Genomic DNA, 23,538 nt, shown 5'->3' on the forward strand with positions numbered 1-23,538 from the left:
TGTTGTTATTGGTAATAAAATATAGTACAATAATATTTGAGTGTTTTTTAAGTGTGCGGATTTCCCGGGAGCGGTCTAATTATATATTTCCCCACCTTCTCCTGAATTATCTCACCTGTTGCAAACGTGAAAAGTTTTTTTTGGAAATGGTTAGGAGGTGCGGATTTGTCAAAAGAACCTAAATTGTCCCTGATACCCCTTGGCGGGTTAGGGGAAATCGGCAAAAACATGATGGCGGTGAGATTTGGGGAGAATATTTTAGTTATTGACTGTGGTTTAATGTTCCCGGAAGAAGGTATGTTGGGGATTGACATCGTTATCCCGGATATTACCTATCTTTTGGAAAACAGGGATTCCGTCCTCGGAATTGTGCTTACCCACGGACACGAGGACCACATCGGCGCCCTGCCGTATGTGCTGCGCCAGCTAAATGTACCGGTTTACGGGACTAAACTAACTTTGGGGCTGCTGCATGGTAAACTGAAAGAGCAAAATATGATCAGTGAAACCATTCTGCACACGGTAAAACCGAGAGATGTAGTACAGGTTGGTCCTTTTAAAATCGAGTTCATCAAAGTATCACACAGCATTCCAGACGCAGTGGCGATTGCTGTGCATACACCGATTGGCGTGGTTTTTCATACCGGCGATTTTAAAATTGACCAGACGCCGGTGGACGGTCAGGTAACTGATTTTCAGCGCTTGGCTCAGCTGGGTGAAAAAGGCGTGTTGGTCTTACTTTCCGACAGCACCAATGCGGAAAGGCCCGGTTATACCATGTCCGAACGTTTTGTCGGAAACACTTTTGATGAAACTTTTCGCCTGGCAGCCGAAGACAGGATTATCATTGCCACTTTTGCCACCAACGTGCACAGGCTTCAGCAGGCCATTCAGGCAGCATACAAGCACAACCGCAAGGTTGCTGTGGTGGGGCGCAGTATGGTCAATGTGGTCAGCGTCGCCACCGAACTGGGATATCTGGACATCCCCGACGGTATCATGATCGAACTTGAGGAGGCTAACCGCCTGCCCAAAAACAGGGTTGCGATCCTTACCACCGGGAGCCAGGGGGAACCGATGTCGGCTTTGACCAGGATGGCCCTATCGGACCACCGTCAGGTTGAAATCTTACCTGGCGACACCGTTATTATTTCGGCTACACCGATACCAGGCAACGAAAAGCTGGTTGCGCGCATTATCGACCAGTTGTTCAAGCTTGGCGCCAAGGTAATTTACGAATCGATGTCCGGCATTCATGTCTCCGGTCACCCGAGTCAGGAGGAATTGAAGCTCATGATTAACCTGACCCGGCCGAAGTTCTTTGTCCCTATCCACGGCGAATACAGAATGATGATTAGGCATGCCGAACTCGCCAGGGACGTAGGGGTTTCACCGGAGCACATTTTTGTGGGGGAAAACGGCCAAATATTGGAATTCACTCGTCGCTCGGGCAGAGTCGTCGGCAGAGTCGCCGCTGGAAAGGTACTTGTCGACGGGCTCGGTGTTGGAGATGTAGGGAATATTGTCCTCAAGGATCGTAAAATGCTGTCTCAGGACGGTATCCTGATCGTGGTGGTCACGATAAACCGTGAAACAGGGTTAATCATGGCAGGTCCCGATATTGTCTCGAGGGGATTTGTCTATGTCCGGGAATCCGAAGAACTGCTCGAGGAAGCAAGGATGAGAGTAAAAGCATCATTAGAAAAATGCACTTGCAAGGGGATCTCCGAGTGGTCCTCAATGAAGTCTCAGGTAAGAGACGTTTTAGGAAAGTATTTATTCGAAAAAACCAGGAGAAGGCCGATGATACTGCCAATTATCATGGAAGTTTGAGGAAAAGCTATAGCTTAATGTTTAGTAAAGAGCGCCGATGCCGTTATTCGCGGCTTTTGGCGCTCTTTCTTTTATTAGGGGACTGTCACCGGGAATGTTGAAGCCGAGTCTGGCCATTGCCGAAATGATAGCCAGCATGTCCAAGCCGACCGTTTCGGTTGTCCTAGGAGGCGGCCACTCTATCGGCGTCCTGATTGAGTCCTTGTCACTACTCTATAGAAAAAGCCAGGAATACCAAGGCTTCGAAGTAATTTTAAAGGCTCTGAGCCCAATAAGTTAGGAGCCTTTTTTCAGCCTTATTCGCAATGGTTGTTTTTCCCCTGGGAATATGGATATCGGAAGCCTATATTAGGCTCAGCAATAATTTTACCATTTCCAAAAAATCCGGGGTGTTGTAAAGATGGAGCCAGATGGTACCGATAGAAAGGTTTTGCAGGGATGCAAAAGAATATTTATTTGTATAGTATCTGTGTTTTTATTAATAATTGGATTTGTAATTTATAATACTTTTTACAATTTAAATTCTGTGCCTAAAGGTAAATTAATTAGGTCAATCGAATCTCCAAATAAAAATTACATTATTAATACATATCATAACGACTCAGGGGCTTTAGGTGATGATGGGGTCAGAGGAGAATTATATGAGACAAAAAGACAGAAAAGAAAAAATATCTATTTTAATTAGCCTGAGCTTGACCCTTATGTGGAATGGTTAAATAATAGCGAAGTAGTGATTGGAAATCAACAACTTAATATTTTAAAAGGTGAGACATATGATTGGCGCCGCGATCCTGATTGGAAAAGAGAAATTCCGAAACAATTTAGAGACGGACAAAATCCTTCCAGAAGGCAACGAATGGCAGAACCGTCCCTTGGAAGCGATATACCCGATAATATATTTTGATGGAATCGTGTTCAAAAGCCGCAAAGACAGCAGATTATCAACAAGTGTGTTTACTCGGTTTTAGGCATTGACATGAACGGGCAGAAGGACATTTTAGAGATTTGGATAAGCGAAAAGGAGGGCGCATCATTTTACGCCAATATCTGCTCCGACCTTAAGAAGCGCGGCGTTGCAGACATTTTTATTGCTTGCCACGATAACCTAAAAGGGCTTGGTGAAGCCATAAACGCCGTATTTCCAAAGACCAAGCAGCAGTTGTGCATAGTCCATCAAATTCGCAATTCAACCAAGTTTGTAAAAAGGACAAAGGGACAGGTCCCCTGTCCCACAATTCTATTATTACAACTCCCTGAACAGGCTGGTCAAACTCCGGTTAAGAGCTTATTTTAGGTCTTCCGACCCAGACCAAGGTGACCGGATTTTTAGAAGCATATGGCTGGAATTGTGCCTGCATGCTATTTTGGAAGAACTACCGGCTAAAACTGAGACAGCCCCCCTGACCCTGGCGCAGTGGAACAATGCCACCGTGAAAAGCCAGCACACCACCAGCTACACCTATGACGCAACCTATAAATTTCTCAAGACCAAAAGCTATTACCAGAAACCCGGGGTGCTGCTGACCGAGACCAGCAACTACGACAGCCTGGGGCGCGTGACCTCCGCCATCAACGCCAAAAGCGAGACAACCGATTACACCAGTACGGGGACGCCGGCCACCCCGGCAATATGACCCGGCAAACCATCCGTCACAGCGACGGGCGGACCAGCAGGACCGACTACGGCTACGTCGCCGGGGCTTACTTTGCCTTCCCCACCACCATAACCCAATACTACACAGAAGAAGGGGTGCAGAAGTCCAGTACCACCACCAAAAACTATGAGTTTATTTAGGGCAACGTCATCAGCGCCACAGACGCCCTGGGCAATGTAACCGGCTATAGCTACGACAGCCAGGGCCGACTCACCAAAACAACCCATCCCCCATCAACGGGACAAAGCGAAAACTACGTGGTGGAGGAGCACATCAATTATTATCCTTACAGATCTCTGGACAATTCATTTACAGAGGTGTCTCAAAATGTCTTTGTAATCGAAACATACAGCACCAGCAACGCCACCGAATTCACCAGTTCCTTAAGCTGCTACGATGATTACGGCAACCTGATCTACAGCATATATTGGGACTACAACAAAGGGCTTTGGGTGCCGGCGACATATGGCTACAACAACTACGGGCAGCTCATCTGGGCCAAGGACGCCAACGGCAGCAAAACCAACTACCTCAGCGACGAATGGGACCGGTTAAAGAGAGTCACCGACCCCCAGGGGAACTACCATGCCTTTTCTTACGACCTATACCAGGACTTTAAGGATGCGGTTGCGTTCGGAAGTTTTATAGCCCTTCACGGGCATGGGGGTTTAGGAAGAAATTTATGGGAATGTCCCAAATTTCTTGAGTTGTAATATATTTACACTTAGTAAGGCAGGTAGTATTATTATGATGCATGAAGAGTGATACTATTAAAAGGGGTGCTATTAAGTACAGATATTTAATGTGACAGAGATAAGGCAAAATGTCAGTAAAATAATTGCTGAGGCTATTAAGACAAAAGAACCAATTGTTCTATTGCAGAGATCAAAACCCGTGGCCTACATTGTCGAGGCCAAGACATTTGATAAGCTCCAAGTATGGTATAAATCATGATGCAGGAAAAACGAGGTTCTCGTGGAAATACTTATTAGGGTGATTGTTGGGAGTTGGTAGATATGGATAATGAACAATTCCAAAGGCTTGTGCTTGACCAGCTGAAAATGCTTACGGAGGGCCAGAAGGAACTCGGACAAAGCGTAAAAGCACTTGAACAAGGTCAGAAGGTGCTTGAACAAGGCCAGGTAGAAATTAAAAATGAGCTTAAGTATATTTGGGCTGACATTAAGAAGATCGACAGCCGGCTTTCCACTCAGGAAGAAGAAGTAGGCATAATAAAACGCCTAAAATAGGGACCTAATTAAAATAATATCAGGAGAGTGATTTTGGTGTTCAAGAGATTGTTCGCACTTGCGGCAGTCTTTCTTTTTTTGACTGCCGTGCTGCCGGCCGTCGCCGGACAGCTCATCTAAAAAGGGGACAGGTCCCTTCTCCCACCACAATCCTATTATTACGAATCCCTGAATAGGCTGGCCAAACTCAAGTTTGACAGTTAAGAGCTTACAACAACCTGAACAGATTGACCACCGTCAGCGCCGACGGCAAGAGCTACAGCTACGAATACTACGGCGACGGGATGCCCAAGGTCGTCAACTATCCCCAGCTGGCCACCTTCACCGCCAACGGCCAGACCTACAGCTGTGATGCCGTTACTTGCGGCTTTTGGCGCTCTTTCCTTTTATTAGCGGCTACCAGGCACATGGGTGTATTTTTTATTTAATATGAAACATAATAGAAAAGTCATAGAATGGTTCACATATATCTAAGTACCAAGTCAGGAGTGAAATTCGTGTCGTCAATGAATGTTGAACCTCAGCCGGGAGTTTTCCCCTTTACTCCGGCGCCCTGTCCGGAGCCGGGGATTACCCCTGAACCGGAAAGGCGGGAAGACCCTGATAAAGAAGCGGATCCCGGACGGGATCCGCAGCACGGTAAAAGAGTTGCCGGTAAATCCAAAGGAGCCATGGAGTCTATGAAGGAAATGGGTTCGGCCCCCATTCCTGAAGTCAAGTCCAATATTCACTGCCTGACCATCATCGGGCAGATCGAAGGGCACCTGGTCCTTCCGCCGCAGAACAAGACCACCAAGTATGAGCACATGATTCCGCAGTTGGTAGCTCTGGAGCAGGCAGCCGAGGTTGAGGGTGTATTAATCATCCTTAATACCGTTGGCGGGGATGTTGAAGCCGGCCTGGCCATTGCCGAAATGATAGCCAGTATGTCCAAGCCCACCGTTTCGGTCGTCCTGGGAGGGGGTCATTCTATTGGAGTCCCGATTGCGGTTGCGGCCAAGTATTCCTTTATATCCGACACCGCCAGCATGACTATTCATCCCATTCGCCTCAACGGCCTGGTCATCGGCGTTCCACAGACCTATGAATACCTTGACAAGATGCAGGACAGGGTAGTCCGTTTTACTACAATGCATTCAAACATTACTGAAAAAAAATTTCGCGAGTTGATGTTCCGGACCGGAGACCTGGCAAGAGATATTGGGACTGTTCTTATTGGTAAGGAAGCCGTTGAGGTTGGTCTGATTGACGCGGTTGGAGGAATTGGCGACGCTGTCAATAAAATCAACACCATGGTTGATGATTGGAAGCAAAGAAGAAAAGAGGCGGTACTCCAGTGATTCTTTATACTCCGATGCAGTTGGAATTGGTATTGGAAGGCTTCGACACTACCAGGTACCCTGCGTACAGGGACATCGAATACCAGGGAGTAGCGATGGTGGTGGAATCGGCGGGGTTCGGACGTCAGAAGATTGTCAAGCTGTTAAGTACGAATCCTTTCGACTACCTGAAGCCGGAACTTGCGCCGGGCAGTATCATAAATTGTTAAACACCATTCCTGGTCTAACCAGGAATTTTTTTTTGGAAGGATTTTCACAGTCCGGTCAACCTCGTGATATAATAAAAAGTATTGTGTTGAAAATCTACAAAAAGGAGGTATTCGTTTGACCCTGACAGAAGCGCTGGTGCTGGGTATAATACAAGGCCTGGGAGAGTTTCTTCCTATTTCCAGTTCGGCTCATCTGGTCCTGGTCCCGTGGGCCTTGGGGTGGCAATATGCCGGGCTTACCTTTGATGTCGCACTGCATATAGGAACTCTTATATCAGTGATAGCTTATTTTTGGAAGGACTGGCTTACACTGCTCAGCTCTGCTGTTACCAGAAAAGGGAGCAAAGAAGCTGCGCTATTCTGGTACCTGGTGTTGGGGACAATACCGGGGGGCGCTATCGGCTATCTTTTTGAAGAACAGGCCGAAACAGTATTGCGCACACCTTTATTGATCGGCGTTATGCTGATTGTGATGGGGATTATTCTTTACTGGGTCGACCGTAGAGCTGCCAGCGTAAAGAGCATAGACTCTGTCTCTCTCCTTGACAGCCTGCTGATAGGTCTCTCCCAGGCATTGGCTATTATTCCCGGGGTGTCCCGTTCCGGGATTACTATGACCGCCGGCCGGGCCCTGGGTTTTACCCGTGCATCCGCCGCCAGGTTCTCTTTTTTACTTTCAACCCCGATTGTTGTTGGAGCCGGGCTTTATAAAATGAAAGACCTGTCGCCCGGGGACCTGAACGCAGCTTTTTTGACGGGGGTTATCTCTTCCGCAGTGGTCGGCTTTATTGCAATAGGCTTTCTGATCAGATACCTGTCACAACGCAGTTTCGCGGTGTTTGCCTGGTACCGCTTCATTGTTGGTTCTGCCGTAATTATCCTGGCGCTGGCCAGGTAATCTCATATTGGACGCATACTTTTGATATGCCAAAATTAATTTTTCATGCTGCCCTCCGGTGGCCCCGGAGGGCTAATAGTATTTAGTTTTCTAGGATTTTTGCCGATAACTATGGTATATTATTTCTGGGGGGAGGGAAATTCATGGGAATTTTAGGTCAAATGAAGGAAGAGCTCAAATATGAAATTATCGGGATCGCCCTCATAGCCTTAGGGGTGCTTGGTCTACTCAGCATTCTGGTCCCTTCCTCCGGGCTGGTCAGTGTATGTATAGACAGGGTCTTCAAAAGTATTGCGGGAGAAGGGCGCTACCTTTTTCCATTGCTTCTTGCCATGGGAGGCGCCCGGCTGGTGCTAAAGCGGCGCAGTACCACCACGGTGTCCGAAAGAATGTATGGAGCGCTGCTCTTGTTCCTATTGATCTTGACCTTTTGCCACCTGATTATACCTGTGGACGACTCCTTCAAGGCGGGTTGGAACGGTGACGGCGGAGGCCTTTTGGGAGCTGTATTCAGCTATATTTTAAGAAAATCGTTCGGGATTATCGGCACATATATAATTATGATTGCCACCGGGATTATCGCGCTCCTGCTTTTAACCAACCTTTCCCTGGCAACCTTGACCAAGGGATTTGCATCCGGTTTGTTGTCCGGGGTTAAAAACAGCTTGCAGGGATTGGACAACTTTTTCTTCACCAAGGTAGAAGAAGACAAGGAGGCTCCAGCCAATGCTCCTGTCATTATAGATAATACTGAGGAACCATTTCCAACCGGGGCGCCGCCCGCAGGGCTGAAAGAACGAGCCGGTAATGAGCAGAATATCCCCATGATTTCTGACTATGACAGCAAAAAAGAGGTTGTCAACCCGGACAGGCCGGAAGCTGGACCTGGTGAAGAAGTAAAAGAAGATGAAGAATTGGATGCCCTGTTTAACAAGGACTTCTCAGGTGATCTGGGCGCTTACAAACTGCCACCCCTGACCATACTATCACGTCCCTTAAAGGCTAAAAATATTCGTTTGAGTAAAGATATCAATGAAAATATTCGTATCCTTGAGGAAACCCTGGAGAGTTTCGGCGTGAAGGCAAAGGTAATTCAGGTTTCCCGGGGACCCGCCATTACCCGCTATGAAATCCAACCTCCGGCAGGGGTTAAGGTCAGCAGGATTGTAAGCCTGGCCGATGATATTGCCCTGTCCATGGCAGCGCCGGATGTGCGGATCGAAGCTCCTATCCCCGGGAAGGCTGCGGTGGGTATCGAGGTCCCGAACAAGGAGATATCTATGGTCCACATTAGAGACTTGCTGGAAACTCAGGAGTTCGGGCAGGCCAAATCAAAGCTGACCGTAGTTTTCGGTAAGGATATTGCCGGAAACCCTATTGTTAGCGATTTGGCCAAAATGCCCCACTTGCTGATTGCTGGAGCAACAGGTTCAGGTAAGAGCGTCTGCCTCAATACCCTGATCGCAAGTATACTATTCAAAGCCACGCCCGATGAAGTAAAGTTTTTAATGATAGATCCGAAGATGGTCGAACTGGCTACCTATAACGGTATTCCCCACCTGGCGTCCCCGGTGGTTACAGACCCAAGAAAAGCGGCAACGTCTCTACGTTGGGCGGCCCGGGAGATGGAACGCCGCTACACGCTTTTTGCGTCTGTTGGCGTTCGCGATATCACCCGCTACAATACCGTAATTAGAACCAAAGACCCGGGCGGCGCCCAGCCGCTTCCCTTCATGGTGGTAATTATAGACGAGCTGGCCGACCTGATGATAGTTGCCCCTGCCGACGTTGAGGACGCAATATGCAGGTTGGCTCAGATGGCCAGGGCTGCCGGCATCCACCTGGTGGTGGCGACCCAGCGCCCTTCCGTGGACGTAATTACCGGCCTGATCAAGGCCAATATTCCTTCCAGAGTTTCATTTGCGGTATCTTCCCAAATAGACTCGCGCACCATTCTGGATATGGGCGGGGCTGAAAAACTCCTCGGCAAGGGGGACATGCTGTTCTTTCCGGTGGGAGCGTCTAAACCGGTCCGGGTTCAAGGCGCCTTTCTTTCCGATCGTGAGGTGGACGACCTGGTCCACTACCTTAAAAAGCAGGCCGAGCCCGTATATGATGATAAGATCCTTGTTGAAACCCCTGCAGAGGAGCCCGCCCCTGAGATTGAGGATGAACTGCTGGCGCAGGCGGTTTTAATTCTTATCGAGAGCGGGCACGCCTCTATTTCAATGCTGCAACGGAGACTGCACATAGGCTATGCCAGGGCCGCGCGCCTTATTGACATTATGGAAAAGAGGGGTATCGTGGGGGGTTATGAGGGGAGCAAACCGAGGGCAATACTAATGTCACTGGAGCAGTACCAGCAAGTTTTTAAGAAGAGGTGATATGTTCTACCTTTAACTTGACAGGACTGGTGTAATATATTTACTTAAAAAAGGAGACCCTAAGATTGTATGGTTTAGCTGGACCGGCAGGTGCGCTCGATGGTTGAAGAAATAACTATTGAAGAAGCCCTAAATTTAAAAAACGCTTTATTCATTGATGTCCGTTCGGAAGGTGAGTTTGCAGAAGCGACCATTCCGGGCGCTGTAAATATCCCTGTTTTTGAAAATGAAGAGAGAGCAGCTATTGGAACCTTGTATCACCAGGCAGGGCCTGATCATGCGCGAAGGCTGGGCCTTAAGTTGGTTGCCCCAAAGCTTCCGCAAAAACTGACAGCCGTTGACCAGCTGGCAGGGGATAAAAGCCTGGCAATATTTTGCTGGCGGGGTGGACAACGCAGCCAGTTCATGGCCGGCATGTTAGATATCATGGGCTATCCCGTTTACCGAATAATTGGCGGCTATAAGGCTTACCGCCAATATGTCAACATCTACTTGGGCCGGGAGGAGCTTACCCAGAAAGCAGTTGTGCTGCATGGCCTAACCGGTGTTGGAAAAACCGAGGCGCTGGTTGCGCTGGAGGAAAGAGGACTGCCGGCGCTTGACCTTGAGGGCCTTGCCGAACACCGCGGCTCGGTTTACGGTAAGATCGGCCTGCCGCCCTCACCCTCCCAAAAGGCGTTTGAGAGTTCTATTGTAAAATTTTTAACCACCATCGGAGATAACAGCATTTTTTTCGTCGAGTGTGAAAGCAGGCGGATAGGCAACCTCCTGGTACCGTCCCCATTGATGTCCTCTATTAAAAATGGAATTCGCGTTCTTCTGTACGCGCCGATTGACCAGAGGGTAAAAAGGATCCGCGACGTCTATACCTGTGGTCCTGACAATAATATCAAAGAACTGCAAAGGGCAACCGCCTCTCTCGAAAAGAAGATAGGCCGCAATAGGGTGGAAACGTTAAACAGCATGCTGGCCGAAGGCAATTTCGAACCGGTTTTCACCTATCTTTTGAAGTATTATTACGACCCCCTCTATAAGTACCCGGAAATACCGGACGATAATTACGACCTCTGTGTGGATACCACTGATATGAAGAAGGCTGTAGATGATATTGTGGAATTTGCCAAAAGCCTCTGAAGGCAGTTTCACGGCGAGTGAATATTACTGTGTACTAGTTAAGCCGGCGTGGGAGGAGATCATATGGAAATCGGCAACAGCTTAAAGGAAGCCAGGGAAGCTCGCAAGTTGTCCCTAGAGGAAGTTGAAGAAGAAACCAAGATCCGCCGCAAGTACCTGCAGGCTTTGGAAAACGAGCAGTATGAGGTCCTGCCCGGTCAGGTTTATGCCAAGGCCTTTTTGAAAAATTATGCCCGGTTTTTAAACCTCAATGTTGAAGAAGTTATGGCCGCCTTTAACCACTCCCCTGCCGAAGAGGCGCCTCAGCCTCAGGACAGTAACAATATCAGCCGGACTGAACCCGAATTAAAACGCGGCCAAAAACCTCGCTATTGGCTTTACCTGGCGACGGTGGTGATGGTGATGGGGCTTACTGTATCTGTCTATTACACAGTACGTAGCATAGGGTTCAACCATCCCGCCAGAGGGGAGTTCAAGACCGAAGAACAGAACCAGGCTCCTCCCAATCCATCCGTCGGTCAGCAGCCCCCAACAGAGGAGCCAATCAACAAGCAGGAGGGGGTTCGGCTGACTTTCAGCGTGACCAAGAATACATGCTGGATGCGGGTAATTGTGGACGGCGCGCCCGCCTTTCAGGGTGAGGTGCCGGCCGGTCAGACCCAAGAGTTTACGGGCACAGAGAAAATCTCTTTTAGACTGGGTAACGCCGGTGTGGTTCAGGTACAGCTAAATGGGCAGGACCTCGGTTTTCTTGGTGAGGAAGGAGCGGTTATCGACCGGGAGTTCACATCTTCCCCGACGGGCTAAAGGAAAACTGCCGGTAACCGGCAGTTATTGAGCACAATGGGCTATAGTATGCAAAAGGGTTAGCCATCGCTGATCCTACAGAGAAAGAGCAAACATTTGTGCGAATGAATTCGCCCCTACATTTTTGGGGTATCGCTTCGTATGCCGGACTCTTGTTTTCAGGGTAGTGCCGTACCGCTGAAGCTGCGCGGTTTACTCAGGTATAAAGACTGCTCCCACCACGCCTGGCCCAACGTGTGTCCCTACAACCGGTCCGACTTTAGAAATAATCGGCTTATCGCAGTTCACAATTGGCGTTAATAATTTCAGGACCAGCTCTGCGCCTTCCTGAGCGTCACCATGTAAAACACAGCATTTGATCCTTTTACCGCCTGCTTTCTCCGCAATAATTTGCGCCAATCGTTCAATCGCTCTGGCTTTGCCCCGAACCTTTTCATATGGCTCAACAACACCCTCATTTAAGTATAGAATTGGTTTTATACTGAGGATGGCGCCCAACAAAGCCTGAGCTTTCCCGATTCTGCCGCCTTCTTTAAGGTATTTTAGACTGTCGACGCTAAAAAACAACCTGATTTTGGGAATTGTCTTATGTATGATATCCATGATATCAGCCTTGCTTTTGCCCATCATGGCAGCCCGGGCCGCCTCCAGGACCAACAGGCCGAGCCCCATACTACACGACTTGGAATCAACGACTTCGATATCACTTCCCGGAAACATATCCCTGGCCACTCGTGCTGACTGCGCAGTGCCGCTCATAACTGAGCTGATATGAATAGAAATGATGCTATATTGAGGCAGTAGGCACCCGTAACAATCGGCAAACTCAGCAGGGGAAGGCTGGGATGTGGTTGCTGTTTGCCCCTTTTCCGTTAAGCGCCGGTAAAATTCTTCTGTTTGCATGTCCACGCCATCAAAAAACGTATCACTACCGTTAAAAATCACCTTAAGCGGCACCACTGTAATACCATATTGGGAGACCAGCTCATTTGGGAGGTCGGCGGTACTGTCGGTTACTATGGCGATTTTGTTCATGTGATATAACACCTGCTTATTCTACGGAAATTATAAAGTCATATACCGGCTGACCGCCGTTTTGCACTTCAAACTCGTGCCCGCTGAATTTCTGCATCATTTGATCAGCCAGCCTTTCAGCCTGCTCTGAAGACACTCCCTCTCCAAAGTAAAGGGTCACCAACCGTCCTTCATCATGAAGCATGGCCGCCAGCAAGTCTTCCATTACTACAGACAGATCTTTCCCGCTGGTTTTGAGGTCCCCATCAGCCAGGCCAATAATGCTGTCCTTGGTAATTTCCATCCCCGCGTAGTTGGTATCACGAACCGCCCTGGTAATCTCCCCCGTCCGGACCGATGACAGGGACAGGTTCATTTTTTGTGTCGCAACGGCAATATCGTCTCCCGGATTAAGGGTCAAAAGAGCGCTTAACCCCTGGGGTATGCTTTTAGTAGGAACCACAATAGTATCCTTAAGTGATAAACTGCCTGCCAGCTCCGCCGTCATAACCACATTTTTGTTGTTGGGCAGGATGACGACCTGTTCAGCTTTCATCTCCTCAATAGCCCTCAAAATTTCACCGGCGCTGGGATTCAAAGTCTGCCCCCCGGCAATAACCATATCCGCCCCGAGGTTTTTCATGATCTCGATAATACCCATACCAAAGCCCACAGAGATAATACTAAAAATATTATCCGGGTCTGTCTGAGCGCCTTTTGAACGCATGGCCTTATTTTGTTCGCGCATATTTGTTATCTTTAAATCGTTCAAGGCGCCGTATTTCAAGCAGTATTCAATGACAAGTCCAGGGTGGTTGGAGTGTATATGGATTTTGGTCAGATCCCCTGAGCCAACCACCATAAGACTATCACCGTAAGTTGATAATTCCTGTTTTATTTTTTCCAGTGGCAGGCCGTTTCCAGTGAGCAAAAACTCGGTACAGTAACAAAAGCCTATGGTTTCTACTGCCCTTGTGTTTCCCAATTTTACACCTGTCTCGGCCTCCCGGCCGGCGACTGGTTGCAATATGGCCTTGGCGGCCGGTGAGGCGCTTTTTAGGGCGCTCAAACATCCTTCCAGGATCACAACAAAACCTTTCCCGCCTGCGTCAACAACGCCGGCCTCTTTAAGAGCCGGAAGCTGATTAGGTGTCTCCTTCAGGGCTGTAAAGGCTTTTTTTAAAACCGCGACCATCATGCGGAGCAGATTGTTGCTGCGTTGAGCCGCAGCTTCTTCAGCAGTTTTTCTTACTACGGTTAAAATAGTGCCTTCCACCGGACTCAATACCGCCTGGTAAGCCATACCGGCGCCATCTTCAAAAGCCTCTATGATATCTACAGCAGTTGCTCTTTCTTTAACCCTCAGCGATCTGGCGAACCCTTGCAGAACCTGAGAAAGAATTACACCGGAATTACCCCTTGCGCCAATAAGACCGCCCCTGGCGGCAGCCTCCGCCACCAAACCGATATGATTGGAATTTGTGGCGACGGCTTCTTTCACAGCCGAAGCCAGGGTATGGTACATATTAGTCCCGGTATCACCGTCGGGAACCGGAAAAACATTGAGAGCGTCAATACCTCCCTTTGACTGTTCCAGCAGGTCTACTGCTCCCCGAAACATCAATTTTAAATCGTCGCCGTCGAATGAATATACTCCCACAGGATTTCCCCTCGTGAATATTTTTTTATATTTATTTCGACGTTTTCACTGCTTTTCCTTTGCAGGCTACGGTAAGGGAGAAAATTGAGGCTTTTATTGAAAGATATAGAAAAAAGCCTTGTGTCTGCTATGAAAATGTAGGTGTGAATTCATTCGCACAAAAGTTACATTAACCACACAAGTCCGGCGCTAACGCGCCGTGTTAGCAGGATGACTGCCTAGTAGAAATAAATAGGGACAAGGTAAAGCTCATCAAGGTTGTTGTCAGCATCCTGGTCGTTGCCTATTATTTCTTGTTCTTGCCTCAGGTCGTCCATTCTTCAACCTCCCGATATTGATCTATCCGTTATCATAGCAGATTGGACTTGCTGTAATAAAGATATTCATTTCAGGTAACCTTTGACATTTCTCTGTTTAGGTTGTAACATTTAAAAAAATAGCAGCTAGGCAGGTGTAAAACTTTTGGCAAAAGAAAATACATTCGATATCGTTTCACAGGTTGATCTCCAGGAGGTCAACAACGCCGTCAACCAGGCGCTTAAGGAACTTCAAACCAGGTTTGATTTTAAAGGCAGCAAAAGCGGAATAACCTATGACGGCGAACAGATTACTCTTGTCGGAGATGACGAGTTTAAACTAAAGAATGTGGTTGACATTTTGGAAGCAAAGATGGTAAAAAGGGGTATTAATTTAAAAGCCTTAAGGTACGGTAAGATTGAACCCTCCGCCAGGGACACCGTCCGCCAACGGGTTAACCTTGTCCAGGGGGTGGACAAAGAACTTGCCAAAGTAATAACCAAGCTTGTTAAGGAAAGCAAGCTTAAAGTACAGGCTACGATTCAAAACGACCAGGTGAGAATAAGTGGTAAAAACCGTGACGACCTCCAGGAAATCATGAAGATTATCAAAGGCCATGAATTTAATATCCCGCTGCAGTTTATTAATTACCGGACATTCTAGCGCATTCCCCGCATCCGGCTTATATTGCCATATCTTTTGATGTGGCGCCGTACTGGGTTATACTATATAAAACTGCTTAAGAAAGGACATCCTGATGACTATAAAAGTCGGACTGGTCAGTCTGGGCTGCCCGAAAAACCTGGTTGATTCTGAAATCATGCTGGGACTTCTGAAGGAGTCCGGCTTTATTATTACCAACCGTGAAAAGGAAGCGGACGTCATCATTGTTAATACGTGTTCGTTTATCAACGACGCCAAAGAAGAGTCCATCAAAACAATTTTTGAACTGGCGCGGCTCAAGGAGGAAGGAAATTGCCGCGTGCTACTGGTAGCGGGGTGTCTGGCCCAGCGCTACCATCGTGAGCTGACAGAGGAAATGCCGGAAGTTGACGGTCTTATCGGAACAGGCGCAATACATGAGGTTCCTGTTCTGGTACGACGGGCTCTGGCTGGAGAAAAAGCTTTTCTGGTAGAAAGTCCTGGTTACCTCCACACCTCGTTGCAGCCCAGAATGCAGGCAACGCCATCCTACACAAGTTATTTAAAAATTGCAGAAGGCTGTGACAACAGGTGCTCTTATTGTACAATTCCTCTCGTAAGAGGCCCGTTCAGAAGCAGGGAGGCGGAGGATATTATCAACGAGGCTGCCGGTATGGTTAAACAAGGGACCAAAGAGCTGGTCCTGGTAGCTCAGGATACCACCCGTTACGGCCTGGATCTATATGGCCGGCCGTATCTGGACAGCCTGCTCGAATGCCTGGCCGGTTTGGAGGGGCTTATCTGGATAAGACTGCTCTACACTTACCCATCTCTCATTAACGATCAACTTATCCGTCTTATAGCCCGGGAAAAAAAGATTTGCAACTATCTGGACATACCCCTGCAGCACGCATCAAACTCAGTCTTACAGCGGATGAAGCGGCAGGGCGGCAATGCAGAAATACAGCGGCTAATAAAAAAGCTGCGGGCCGAAATCCCCGGGATAATTCTACGGAGCACTTTTATAGTAGGTTTTCCGGGCGAAACCGAAGAGGATTTTGAGGAACTCTTAAGTTTTATGACCTCGATGCAGTTTGACCGGGTTGGTGTGTTTACCTATTCCAGGGAAGAGGATACTCCGGCAGCTTCAATGCCGGACCAGGTTCCCGAAGAAATTAAAATGGCCAGACGGGATAAAGCGATGTCTCTCCAGCAAAAGATATCTCACGAAAAAAATCGCGGGAAAATTGGCGCCCAGTTGTCAGTTCTGGTAGAAAAGAAAAATACCGGGAAGACTTATACCGGAAGAAGCGAAGGTGACGCTCCCGGTATTGATGGCAAGGTAAAATTCACATCCGAGACCCATTTACAACCTGGTGATTTCGTAAAGGTACTAATTACTGCAGCACAGCCATATGACCTGACCGGTAAACTGGTTCGTGAATAGATTGCACAGACGTCAGGACCGTTTTTACCCAGATATTTACTAGGGAATGATAAAGCCCGTTATGCTATAATTATTAGACGACAATGCCTTTTTTAGAGAGGAAGGTCGGTATGAAGTGGCAGGGCTTAAAAATCCCTATTATTATTGTTTCTTTGCTGGCCGGTATGGCTTTATTTTTTGCAGGCCAATGGTTGTATCAAAAATACAGTTTTAATGATCCGATCAATTATGCCTTGAACAGCAACCAGTCAATTGAATCATTTAGCATAAGCAATAAAGGAAGCGTACTTCAGGTAAATGTAACTCTGAAATATGACGAGGACATGATGCTGTCTTACAAAGAGCTCCGTAAAGAGCTTACCGAAGCCATGGGCAAAAAGGACTTCCAACTGATCTTGGGTGACAATCGCAATGATGTGTTAAGACAGGTTTGGTACAACTCCCAGTATGCCGTTTACGAGGCGTCCTTTCAAGGCAATTTCCAGGACATGGCTGCTGCGGTTAATGAGGAAGCCCGTGCCTCCGGAGTAGATGCGATCATTAACGTTGATCAGGGAAATATCTATTTGAGACTGAAACACGAAGGGCATACCCTTGATCAGGTAATTGCTCTCAATGTAAATAAGAATTACGGTAATGGCCAGGCGCCTGCCACCGGAGGTGGGAATAATGATCAAGGAAATTAGCATCGGACTGGGGCTTGCCGCAATAATTTCCCTGCTGGTGCTGGGATACGATATTACACCAATTTTGTTCCTTGCCGCGGCCGGCGCCGGGATATTTTTCCTGGCCAAAACAAGAGGACTTTTTAGCGCCAAGAGTTTTAAAAGTACAGATGGCGCCGGACGATATCAAGTCTCATTCAGGGATATCGGCGGACAGGACTCGGCGATCCAGGAACTGAGGGAAGCGCTGGATTTCATTAAAAACCATCAAACCCTCAAGCGTCTGGGCATCCGCCCCTTAAAAGGAATTCTGCTCACAGGCCCCCCGGGTACCGGGAAAACATTGATGGCCAAGGCGGCTGCAAGCTACACTGAAGCAGTTTTTGTAGCGGCATCCGGAAGTGAGTTTATCGAAATGTATGCCGGTGTCGGAGCCCAGCGGGTCAGGAAATTGTTCCAGACTGCCCGGGAAGATGCCGAGCGGCAGCATAAAACCAACGCCATCATTTTTATTGATGAGATTGAAATCCTGGGCGGTAAAAGAGGACAGACCACCAGTCACCTGGAATACGATCAGACTTTAAACCAGTTGCTTGTGGAAATGGATGGCTTGCGCATGGAAGACAGTGTGAGAGTGTTGTTGGTGGCCGCTACAAACCGGGCCGATATGCTTGACCCCGCCCTCTTAAGGCCGGGACGTTTCGACCGCAGGGTCAAGGTGGATTTGCCGGACAAGGAGGGGCGGAAGGTAATCCTAAACCTTCATACCAGGAACAAGCCTCTTGGTGAGGATGTCAAATTGGATGTAATCGCCAGAGAGACCTTCGGCTTTTCCGGCGCCCACTTAGAAAGCCTCTCGAATGAGGCAGCCATCCTGGCTATGCGGGAAGGCTCCAAGGAAATTTGCCAGCACCACTTTAACGAGTCAATTGACAAGGTAATGATGGGGGGCAAACTTGACAAGCGTCCCTCGGAATTAGAAATGAAAAGGGTAGCTATTCATGAAATCGGACACGCGTTAATTAGTGAAATGGTGAGAAATGGTTCGGTTTCCACACTGACCGTTACCCCGCGGGGGGACGCCCTGGGGTATATGCGCCAGACCCCGGAAGACGACACCTACCTCTACACCAAGGATCAACTGGAGAACCAAATTGCGGTGATGATGGCCGGAGCGGTGGCTGAGGAAATTGTTTTGGGCAATCGCAGCACCGGTTCAGCAGGTGATTTTGACCAGGCCGTGCGGACAGCTGAACAAATGCTGCGTTCCGGCATGTCAGAGTTAGGTGTGGTCTGCCTGGACAGCCTGCCTCAAGAAATGAAACATAAAACAATAACCGGCCTTGTGAAAGAGCAGGAAGATCGAGTCAGAGAATACATTAAAGGTTCAAAACATGTATTTGACAAAATTTTGGAAGTCCTGTTGGAAAAAGAGAAAATTACCGGAGAGCAGTTTCGTTCGCTGCTCCATTAACATGAAGTTATCTTAGCCGCGCCAAGGGTTACCCAACCCCGGCGCGGTTTATTTTATAACGGTGATAATCTTATGACTTCAGTTCCAAAATGTGTTATAATATTAAATTAGGGTTCCAAACTTATATTGCTTTTACTGATAGTCGCTCCCCGTTTTTATCCCAGCAGCAAGACATGCTCATCTTGCGGTTCTGTAATGGATAGCATGCCCCTGTCTATTCGTGAATGGGACTGTCCTTGCTGCGGATCGCATCACGACCGTGACGTTAATGCTGCTGTCAGCCTGAAGAAATATGCAAGAATCATTGCTTAAAATGTGAGTACGTCTGTAGAGATCCCTTTCGGCTGGGATGGGAAACCATCTAATCACGGGTCGATGATGCAGGAATTTCATAGCAGAAATATTTTTCTATGAAGAAAGGAACGGTGTGATAGAGAAATGAAAGACGATTTTCTTAAGGATGCGGCAACAAGATCCAGAGTGTTCAAATTAGCCGGGATTTCCGAAACGGCTGTTCGGGAGTTGATTAAAGATCTGGCTGTTGAGGATAGCGCCAGTATCGGCTACCTGACCGTTCCCGGCGAAATACAAGTCAAAATTACGGTACAAAATGACAGCGCCAGCCTTGACAGCAAGCTGGAGGCTATTGCGGCCAAAGTGCAAGCCCGCTTGGAAGAATATATTTTTAGCTGTGACGGTGAAGTTATCGAAGATTTGGTGGGTGCGCTGCTAAGACAAAGAGGATTAACTATCGCCCTCGCGGAATCATGTACAGGTGGACTTATTTCGGCCAGGCTGACCGACCTGCCGGGGAGTTCCGTATATTTCAAAGGCGGCGTAGTAGCCTACAGCAATGAATTAAAGCAAAGCTTTCTGGGCGTGCCTCCGGAGGTTCTGGAAAAACATAGCGCTGTCAGTAGAGAGACCGCCTTAGCTATGGCCGGGGGGATCCGCAACAGAGCGTCTTCCGATATAGGCCTGTCCGTTACCGGTATTGCCGGGCCAGACGGCGGCGCCCCGGACAAGCCGCTTGGTTTGGTTTATATAGGCCTGTCTGCTGCAAGCGGCGATCTATGCGGCCGGTATGTTTTTCCCGGCAACCGCGCAGGAGTAAGGCAGGGAACCGTTAATGCGGCGCTGAACACAGTCAGGCGCTTTCTGTCCAAAGCGTGAAGGAGTATTCTTGTTGGAACCCAGGGTTTTAAGTTTTATGCCAGTATAGTTTCAAATTATCCGCTTAAACATTTTAATTATGGGAGTATGATTTAATGACCATTGATCTAAAGGACGTAGTAAGCTTTGGCAATATCGAAATCAACAAGCGTGTAGCGCAGGCCTTAACTGATATGGGCTTTGAAGAACCGACCCCGATCCAGCAAATGGCGATCCCGCTGCTTTATGATGGCAGGGACGTTGTTGGGCAGGCGCAAACCGGTACCGGTAAAACGGCTGCCTTTGGCATACCGATAGTTGAGATGGTAAATAACCGTTATGGCGGCGTGCAGGCCCTGATTATTACACCAACCAGGGAATTAGCCATCCAGGTCGCCGAAGAAATATCAAAGATTGGGAAATACCGGCGGGTGAGAACCCTGCCTATTTACGGGGGTCAGTCAATAGAACGCCAAATCAGGGGGCTAAAGCAAGGGGTACAAGTCGTAATCGGCACTCCTGGCCGGCTGCTGGACCATTTAAACAGAGGTACCCTGCGTCTTGAAAATGTTAAAATGGTTGTCCTGGATGAAGCGGATGAAATGCTGGACATGGGTTTTGTCGAGGATATTGAGTCCATCCTGCAAGCAACGCCTGCACAGCGCCAGACGATGCTTTTCTCCGCGACCATGCCCGACGAAATAAAGCGCCTCTCCAGAAAATACCTGCAAAGTCCGGAATTTATCACGGTCAGCAAGCAAAACCTGACCGTGCCGCAGATTGAGCAGATAGTTTACGAAACCCGCGAGCCTAAAAAACTGGAAAGCCTCTGCCACATTTTAGACTCCAGCAGCATTACCTTATCGATTATATTTTGCAGGACCAAAAGGGGTGTGGATGAACTTGTCGCCGGGCTTCAGGCGCGTGGTTACCAGGCTGCCGCCTTGCACGGCGATCTAAGTCAATACCAGCGCAACCATGTGATGAGACAATTCCGGACCGGACAGATTGATTACCTGGTCGCGACAGATGTGGCGGCCCGGGGGTTGGATATTGAAAACGTCTCTCACGTAATCAACTATGACGTCCCCCAGGATCCCGAATTCTATGTGCACCGTATCGGCAGGACGGGCCGCGCCGGCAAAAGCGGGATCGCCATCACCCTGGTTACCCCAAGAGAATACAAGCAACTAAGACTTATTGAAAATCTCACCAAAACTCGCATCCGCCGTGAAAAACTGCCTTCTCAGGCGGACGTCCACGAGCGAAAAAAAGAAGGCATCATAGATAGGCTCAACTACCTTTTGAGTGAAGGCAAACTGGCTTACTACAGGAATATTGTAGACTCCCTGGTTGATGAATATGATCCCATAGATATTGCCGCCGCAGCCCTTAAAATGTCCCTGGCCTTAGATGATGTCGAGGATATGACGGCTGAGTCTTTCGGCAACACCGGGGCGCGACCGGGGATGGTGAGATTATTTATGACCATCGGCAGGTTAGACAACATTTCACGGGCAGACCTTGTCCGGATCCTGGCGGAAGAGACCGGCATGCCCGAGAGCAGTGTCGGGAATATCAATATTTACGAGAAATTTTCATTTGTTGAAGTATCGGAAGAATGGGCTAACTACGTCATCAGCTGCCTGCACCGTCAGACCATCAGAGGCAGGAGAATAAGTATCGAGCCCGCCCGCGGCAGAAGTTAAACCAGGGTAAATGGTCTTGGGCTGATGCTTTAGCTGGAAGAAACAATATATCATTTTTATTGTTGAGTAGTTCCACTATGGCAGCCAATGTCGCATTTGTGCGAGTGAATTCGCACCTGCATTTGTTGAAGCGCCCTGTGTTTTATTTTATTAGAGATATTTTTAGATTGCTGTTGACACCAGCCAATATTCACCAGTATAATTAACACAAGTAAGCGAACGTATGTTTTGCTTTCATTTAAAGGGGGGATATTGTTGTCGGATAAGCAGAAAGCCCTGGAACTGGCCCTGATGCAAATTGAGAGGCAGTTCGGCAAAGGTTCAATTATGAAGCTTGGCGAGGCATCAGCAAAATTAAACATTGAAGTGATCCCTTCCGGCGCTTTGGCGCTGGATATTGCCCTGGGTGTAGGAGGCCTGCCGCGCGGCAGGGTAGTGGAAATATTCGGGCCGGAGTCTTCCGGCAAAACAACGGTAGCCCTTCACGTTATCGCCGAAGCGCAGAAATTAGGTGGGGCGGCCGCTTTTGTGGATGCGGAGCACGCGCTTGACCCTCTTTATGCCAGAAACTTAGGTGTAGATATTGAAAACCTGCTGGTCTCTCAGCCGGACACCGGTGAACAAGCCCTTGAGATCGCTGAAGCGCTGGTGCGCAGCGGCGCCGTTGACGTAATAGTGATAGATAGTGTGGCGGCGCTGGTACCACGAGCGGAGATTGACGGTGAAATGGGAGACTCCCACGTGGGCCTGCAGGCGCGCCTCATGTCTCAGGCTCTGCGCAAGCTGACCGGAGCTATCAGCAAGTCAAGGACCACTGTGGTTTTCATTAACCAGATCCGTGAAAAAGTGGGTATTGTATACGGTTCACCGGAAACAACCACTGGCGGAAGGGCTCTGAAATTTTATGCTTCGGTCCGGCTGGAGGTGCGCAAACAGGAAAATATTAAACAAGGTACGGATATCATCGGGAGCCGGACCAGGGTCAAGGTTGTCAAAAACAAGGTAGCGCCGCCTTTTAAGCAGGCTGATTTCGATATTATGTACGGAACCGGTATATCGAAGGAAGGCAGCATCCTGGATATCGCCGCCGAAATGAACATCATCAACAAGAGCGGAGCTTGGTATTCCTATGGAGATGAAAGGTTGGGCCAGGGTAGAGAAAATGTCAAGGAGTATCTGAAGGAGCACCCTGAGGTAACCAAAGAGGTCGAGCTTAAAGTCAGGCAAGCTTTGAACGTTGGCGGAGCTAAAGATGCCCATGCAGCCGCTCCCGGGGAAAGCGGCGCATAATAGTGAATTCTGAAGTCGATAAAGCAATATCCTTTGCCTGCCGGGTTCTGGCCTATCGCCGGCGAACCGCCCGTGAACTGACCGAAAAACTTGAAAAGCAAGGCTTTGCTGCTGAAGTCAACCGCAGCGTGATTGACACCATGTCGCGATACGGTTACATTGACGACAAGGCTTACGCCCGTCTATGGATAGAACAAAGACTCTATAAAAGAGGTTTTCCCGGACTCAAGCGTGAGCTGCTGCAAAAAGGTGTTGACACCTGCATTATTGATGAAACCATTGCGGAAGCAGGCCCGGAGGCGGAATTCAAAGCAGCGTTCCTATTGGCCTTAAAGAAAGCAACTCAAAGCGGCGGCGCCTGTTCTTACCCACGGTTGGCCCGGTTTCTGCAAAACAGGGGATATTCTTACGAGTCAATCAGCAGAGTCGGTCGCACCATCACTGATAACGGGGCTAAACCTTGACAGTTTTTTAAAAAACCTGTACAATATAGGCTGGTAGAAAATAGAATTAGATACTACTTGTACGGGTTTTATAATAGATAAAATCCTATAGTTTCGGGGGTAGGAGATATAGCCGGGAGTTTATTTTCGGCTATTAAGATAGTGTCCGTTATTGGGGCTATTTACTTACCTTTATCTGGACAAGTATAAAAGTAGTGTCTTGTGTTTTCTGCCG

Annotated in this window: 24 protein-coding genes and 3 pseudogenes; 24 read left to right on the forward strand and 3 right to left on the reverse strand. The window is 48.4% G+C overall.

Going from position 1 to position 23,538, the window contains the following annotated elements:
• The first annotated feature begins 165 nt into the window (after positions 1 to 165).
• The 5 genes and pseudogenes from Psfp_RS05945 to Psfp_RS05965 all read left to right on the forward strand — a co-directional run bounded on the left by Psfp_RS05945 (position 166) and on the right by Psfp_RS05965 (position 3,467).
• Positions 166 to 1,833 (forward strand): ribonuclease J, encoded by a 1,668-nt coding sequence (locus Psfp_RS05945; RefSeq protein ID WP_134217635.1) that lies wholly within the window; start codon positions 166 to 168, stop codon positions 1,831 to 1,833.
• A gap of 91 nt (positions 1,834 to 1,924) precedes the next feature.
• Positions 1,925 to 2,023: pseudogene (locus tag Psfp_RS05950) on the forward strand (translocation-enhancing protein TepA); the annotation flags it as partial.
• 210 nt (positions 2,024 to 2,233) lie between these two features.
• Positions 2,234 to 2,737, forward strand: a pseudogene (locus Psfp_RS22150) (DUF5412 family protein).
• Positions 2,661 to 3,034 (forward strand): annotated as a pseudogene (locus Psfp_RS05960) (transposase); the annotation flags it as partial. The pseudogenes Psfp_RS22150 and Psfp_RS05960, both read left to right, overlap by 77 nt.
• A 163-nt stretch (positions 3,035 to 3,197) precedes the next feature.
• Entirely contained in the window at positions 3,198 to 3,467 is a 270-nt protein-coding gene (locus tag Psfp_RS05965) for a hypothetical protein (RefSeq protein ID WP_153189501.1), read from the forward strand.
• Here Psfp_RS05965 and Psfp_RS22155 read toward each other — a convergent pair.
• A complete protein-coding gene (locus Psfp_RS22155) occupies positions 3,428 to 3,715 on the reverse strand; it encodes a hypothetical protein (protein ID WP_134217638.1) in 288 nt (95 codons plus the stop codon). The genes Psfp_RS05965 and Psfp_RS22155 overlap by 40 nt on opposite strands.
• Positions 3,716 to 3,748: 33 nt before the next feature.
• Between Psfp_RS22155 and Psfp_RS05975 the strand changes: the two genes are divergently transcribed.
• From Psfp_RS05975 to Psfp_RS06020, 10 genes are all read left to right on the forward strand, one after another.
• Positions 3,749 to 4,201 (forward strand): hypothetical protein, encoded by a 453-nt coding sequence (locus tag Psfp_RS05975; protein ID WP_192895285.1) that lies wholly within the window; start codon positions 3,749 to 3,751, stop codon positions 4,199 to 4,201.
• A 91-nt stretch (positions 4,202 to 4,292) separates the two neighbouring features.
• Positions 4,293 to 4,442: a type II toxin-antitoxin system Phd/YefM family antitoxin gene (locus tag Psfp_RS05980; RefSeq protein ID WP_243120500.1), complete on the forward strand. Its 150-nt coding sequence runs from the start codon at positions 4,293 to 4,295 to the stop codon at positions 4,440 to 4,442.
• 62 nt (positions 4,443 to 4,504) lie between these two features.
• The gene (locus Psfp_RS05985) at positions 4,505 to 4,738 is read left to right on the forward strand and encodes a hypothetical protein (protein WP_134217639.1); all 234 of its coding nucleotides are present in this window, start codon (positions 4,505 to 4,507) and stop codon (positions 4,736 to 4,738) included.
• 227 nt (positions 4,739 to 4,965) lie between these two features.
• On the forward strand, positions 4,966 to 5,166 hold the full coding sequence (locus tag Psfp_RS05990) for a hypothetical protein (RefSeq protein WP_134217640.1): 201 nt from the start codon (positions 4,966 to 4,968) through the stop codon (positions 5,164 to 5,166).
• 78 nt (positions 5,167 to 5,244) lie between these two features.
• Positions 5,245 to 6,078 (forward strand): ATP-dependent Clp protease proteolytic subunit, encoded by an 834-nt coding sequence (locus Psfp_RS05995; RefSeq protein ID WP_134217677.1) that lies wholly within the window; start codon positions 5,245 to 5,247, stop codon positions 6,076 to 6,078.
• The gene (locus tag Psfp_RS06000) at positions 6,075 to 6,287 is read left to right on the forward strand and encodes a YlzJ-like family protein (protein WP_134217641.1); all 213 of its coding nucleotides are present in this window, start codon (positions 6,075 to 6,077) and stop codon (positions 6,285 to 6,287) included. Before Psfp_RS05995 ends, Psfp_RS06000 begins: the two co-directional genes overlap by 4 nt.
• Positions 6,288 to 6,402: 115 nt before the next feature.
• Positions 6,403 to 7,185 carry an undecaprenyl-diphosphate phosphatase gene (locus tag Psfp_RS06005; protein WP_134217642.1) on the forward strand — a complete coding sequence of 261 codons (783 nt, stop codon included), beginning with the start codon at positions 6,403 to 6,405 and terminating at the stop codon, positions 7,183 to 7,185.
• 143 nt (positions 7,186 to 7,328) lie between these two features.
• Positions 7,329 to 9,569, forward strand: coding sequence for a DNA translocase FtsK (locus tag Psfp_RS06010; protein ID WP_134217643.1), 2,241 nt, complete (start codon positions 7,329 to 7,331; stop codon positions 9,567 to 9,569).
• Between the two features lie 99 nt (positions 9,570 to 9,668).
• Positions 9,669 to 10,703 (forward strand): tRNA 2-selenouridine(34) synthase MnmH, encoded by a 1,035-nt coding sequence (gene mnmH, locus Psfp_RS06015; protein WP_134217644.1) that lies wholly within the window; start codon positions 9,669 to 9,671, stop codon positions 10,701 to 10,703.
• Between the two features lie 63 nt (positions 10,704 to 10,766).
• Positions 10,767 to 11,510: a RodZ domain-containing protein gene (locus Psfp_RS06020; protein WP_134217645.1), complete on the forward strand. Its 744-nt coding sequence runs from the start codon at positions 10,767 to 10,769 to the stop codon at positions 11,508 to 11,510.
• A 192-nt stretch (positions 11,511 to 11,702) separates the two neighbouring features.
• On the opposite strand, the gene Psfp_RS06025 is transcribed toward Psfp_RS06020, so the two are convergent.
• Both Psfp_RS06025 and Psfp_RS06030 read right to left on the reverse strand, forming a co-directional pair.
• Positions 11,703 to 12,545: a DegV family protein gene (locus Psfp_RS06025; protein ID WP_134217646.1), complete on the reverse strand. Its 843-nt coding sequence runs from the start codon at positions 12,543 to 12,545 to the stop codon at positions 11,703 to 11,705.
• 16 nt (positions 12,546 to 12,561) lie between these two features.
• Positions 12,562 to 14,184 (reverse strand): DAK2 domain-containing protein, encoded by a 1,623-nt coding sequence (locus Psfp_RS06030; RefSeq protein WP_134217647.1) that lies wholly within the window; start codon positions 14,182 to 14,184, stop codon positions 12,562 to 12,564.
• A 462-nt stretch (positions 14,185 to 14,646) separates the two neighbouring features.
• Here Psfp_RS06030 and Psfp_RS06035 point away from each other — a divergent pair, with 462 nt between their 5' ends.
• From Psfp_RS06035 to Psfp_RS06075, 9 genes are all read left to right on the forward strand, one after another.
• On the forward strand, positions 14,647 to 15,144 hold the full coding sequence (locus Psfp_RS06035) for a YajQ family cyclic di-GMP-binding protein (RefSeq protein WP_134217648.1): 498 nt from the start codon (positions 14,647 to 14,649) through the stop codon (positions 15,142 to 15,144).
• A gap of 94 nt (positions 15,145 to 15,238) precedes the next feature.
• The gene (gene rimO, locus Psfp_RS06040; protein WP_134217649.1) at positions 15,239 to 16,570 is read left to right on the forward strand and encodes a 30S ribosomal protein S12 methylthiotransferase RimO; all 1,332 of its coding nucleotides are present in this window, start codon (positions 15,239 to 15,241) and stop codon (positions 16,568 to 16,570) included.
• 83 nt (positions 16,571 to 16,653) lie between these two features.
• The gene (locus Psfp_RS06045) at positions 16,654 to 17,256 is read left to right on the forward strand and encodes a hypothetical protein (protein WP_205079482.1); all 603 of its coding nucleotides are present in this window, start codon (positions 16,654 to 16,656) and stop codon (positions 17,254 to 17,256) included.
• Positions 17,240 to 18,709 (forward strand): AAA family ATPase, encoded by a 1,470-nt coding sequence (locus Psfp_RS06050; RefSeq protein WP_134217651.1) that lies wholly within the window; start codon positions 17,240 to 17,242, stop codon positions 18,707 to 18,709. Before Psfp_RS06045 ends, Psfp_RS06050 begins: the two co-directional genes overlap by 17 nt.
• A gap of 126 nt (positions 18,710 to 18,835) precedes the next feature.
• Positions 18,836 to 19,021 (forward strand): zinc ribbon domain-containing protein, encoded by a 186-nt coding sequence (locus tag Psfp_RS22450; protein WP_282434323.1) that lies wholly within the window; start codon positions 18,836 to 18,838, stop codon positions 19,019 to 19,021.
• 126 nt (positions 19,022 to 19,147) lie between these two features.
• Positions 19,148 to 19,882: a nicotinamide-nucleotide amidohydrolase family protein gene (locus tag Psfp_RS06060; RefSeq protein WP_134217652.1), complete on the forward strand. Its 735-nt coding sequence runs from the start codon at positions 19,148 to 19,150 to the stop codon at positions 19,880 to 19,882.
• A gap of 95 nt (positions 19,883 to 19,977) precedes the next feature.
• A complete protein-coding gene (locus Psfp_RS06065; RefSeq protein WP_134217653.1) occupies positions 19,978 to 21,570 on the forward strand; it encodes a DEAD/DEAH box helicase in 1,593 nt (530 codons plus the stop codon).
• Between the two features lie 249 nt (positions 21,571 to 21,819).
• Positions 21,820 to 22,860 carry a recombinase RecA gene (recA, locus tag Psfp_RS06070; protein ID WP_205079486.1) on the forward strand — a complete coding sequence of 347 codons (1,041 nt, stop codon included), beginning with the start codon at positions 21,820 to 21,822 and terminating at the stop codon, positions 22,858 to 22,860.
• A gap of 2 nt (positions 22,861 to 22,862) precedes the next feature.
• Entirely contained in the window at positions 22,863 to 23,324 is a 462-nt protein-coding gene (locus Psfp_RS06075) for a regulatory protein RecX (protein WP_192895286.1), read from the forward strand.
• Positions 23,325 to 23,538 lie beyond the last annotated feature (214 nt).

The sequence above is a fragment of the Pelotomaculum sp. FP genome, from assembly GCF_004369245.1.
GTDB classification, from domain to species: Bacteria; Bacillota; Desulfotomaculia; order Desulfotomaculales; family Pelotomaculaceae; genus Pelotomaculum_C; species Pelotomaculum_C schinkii.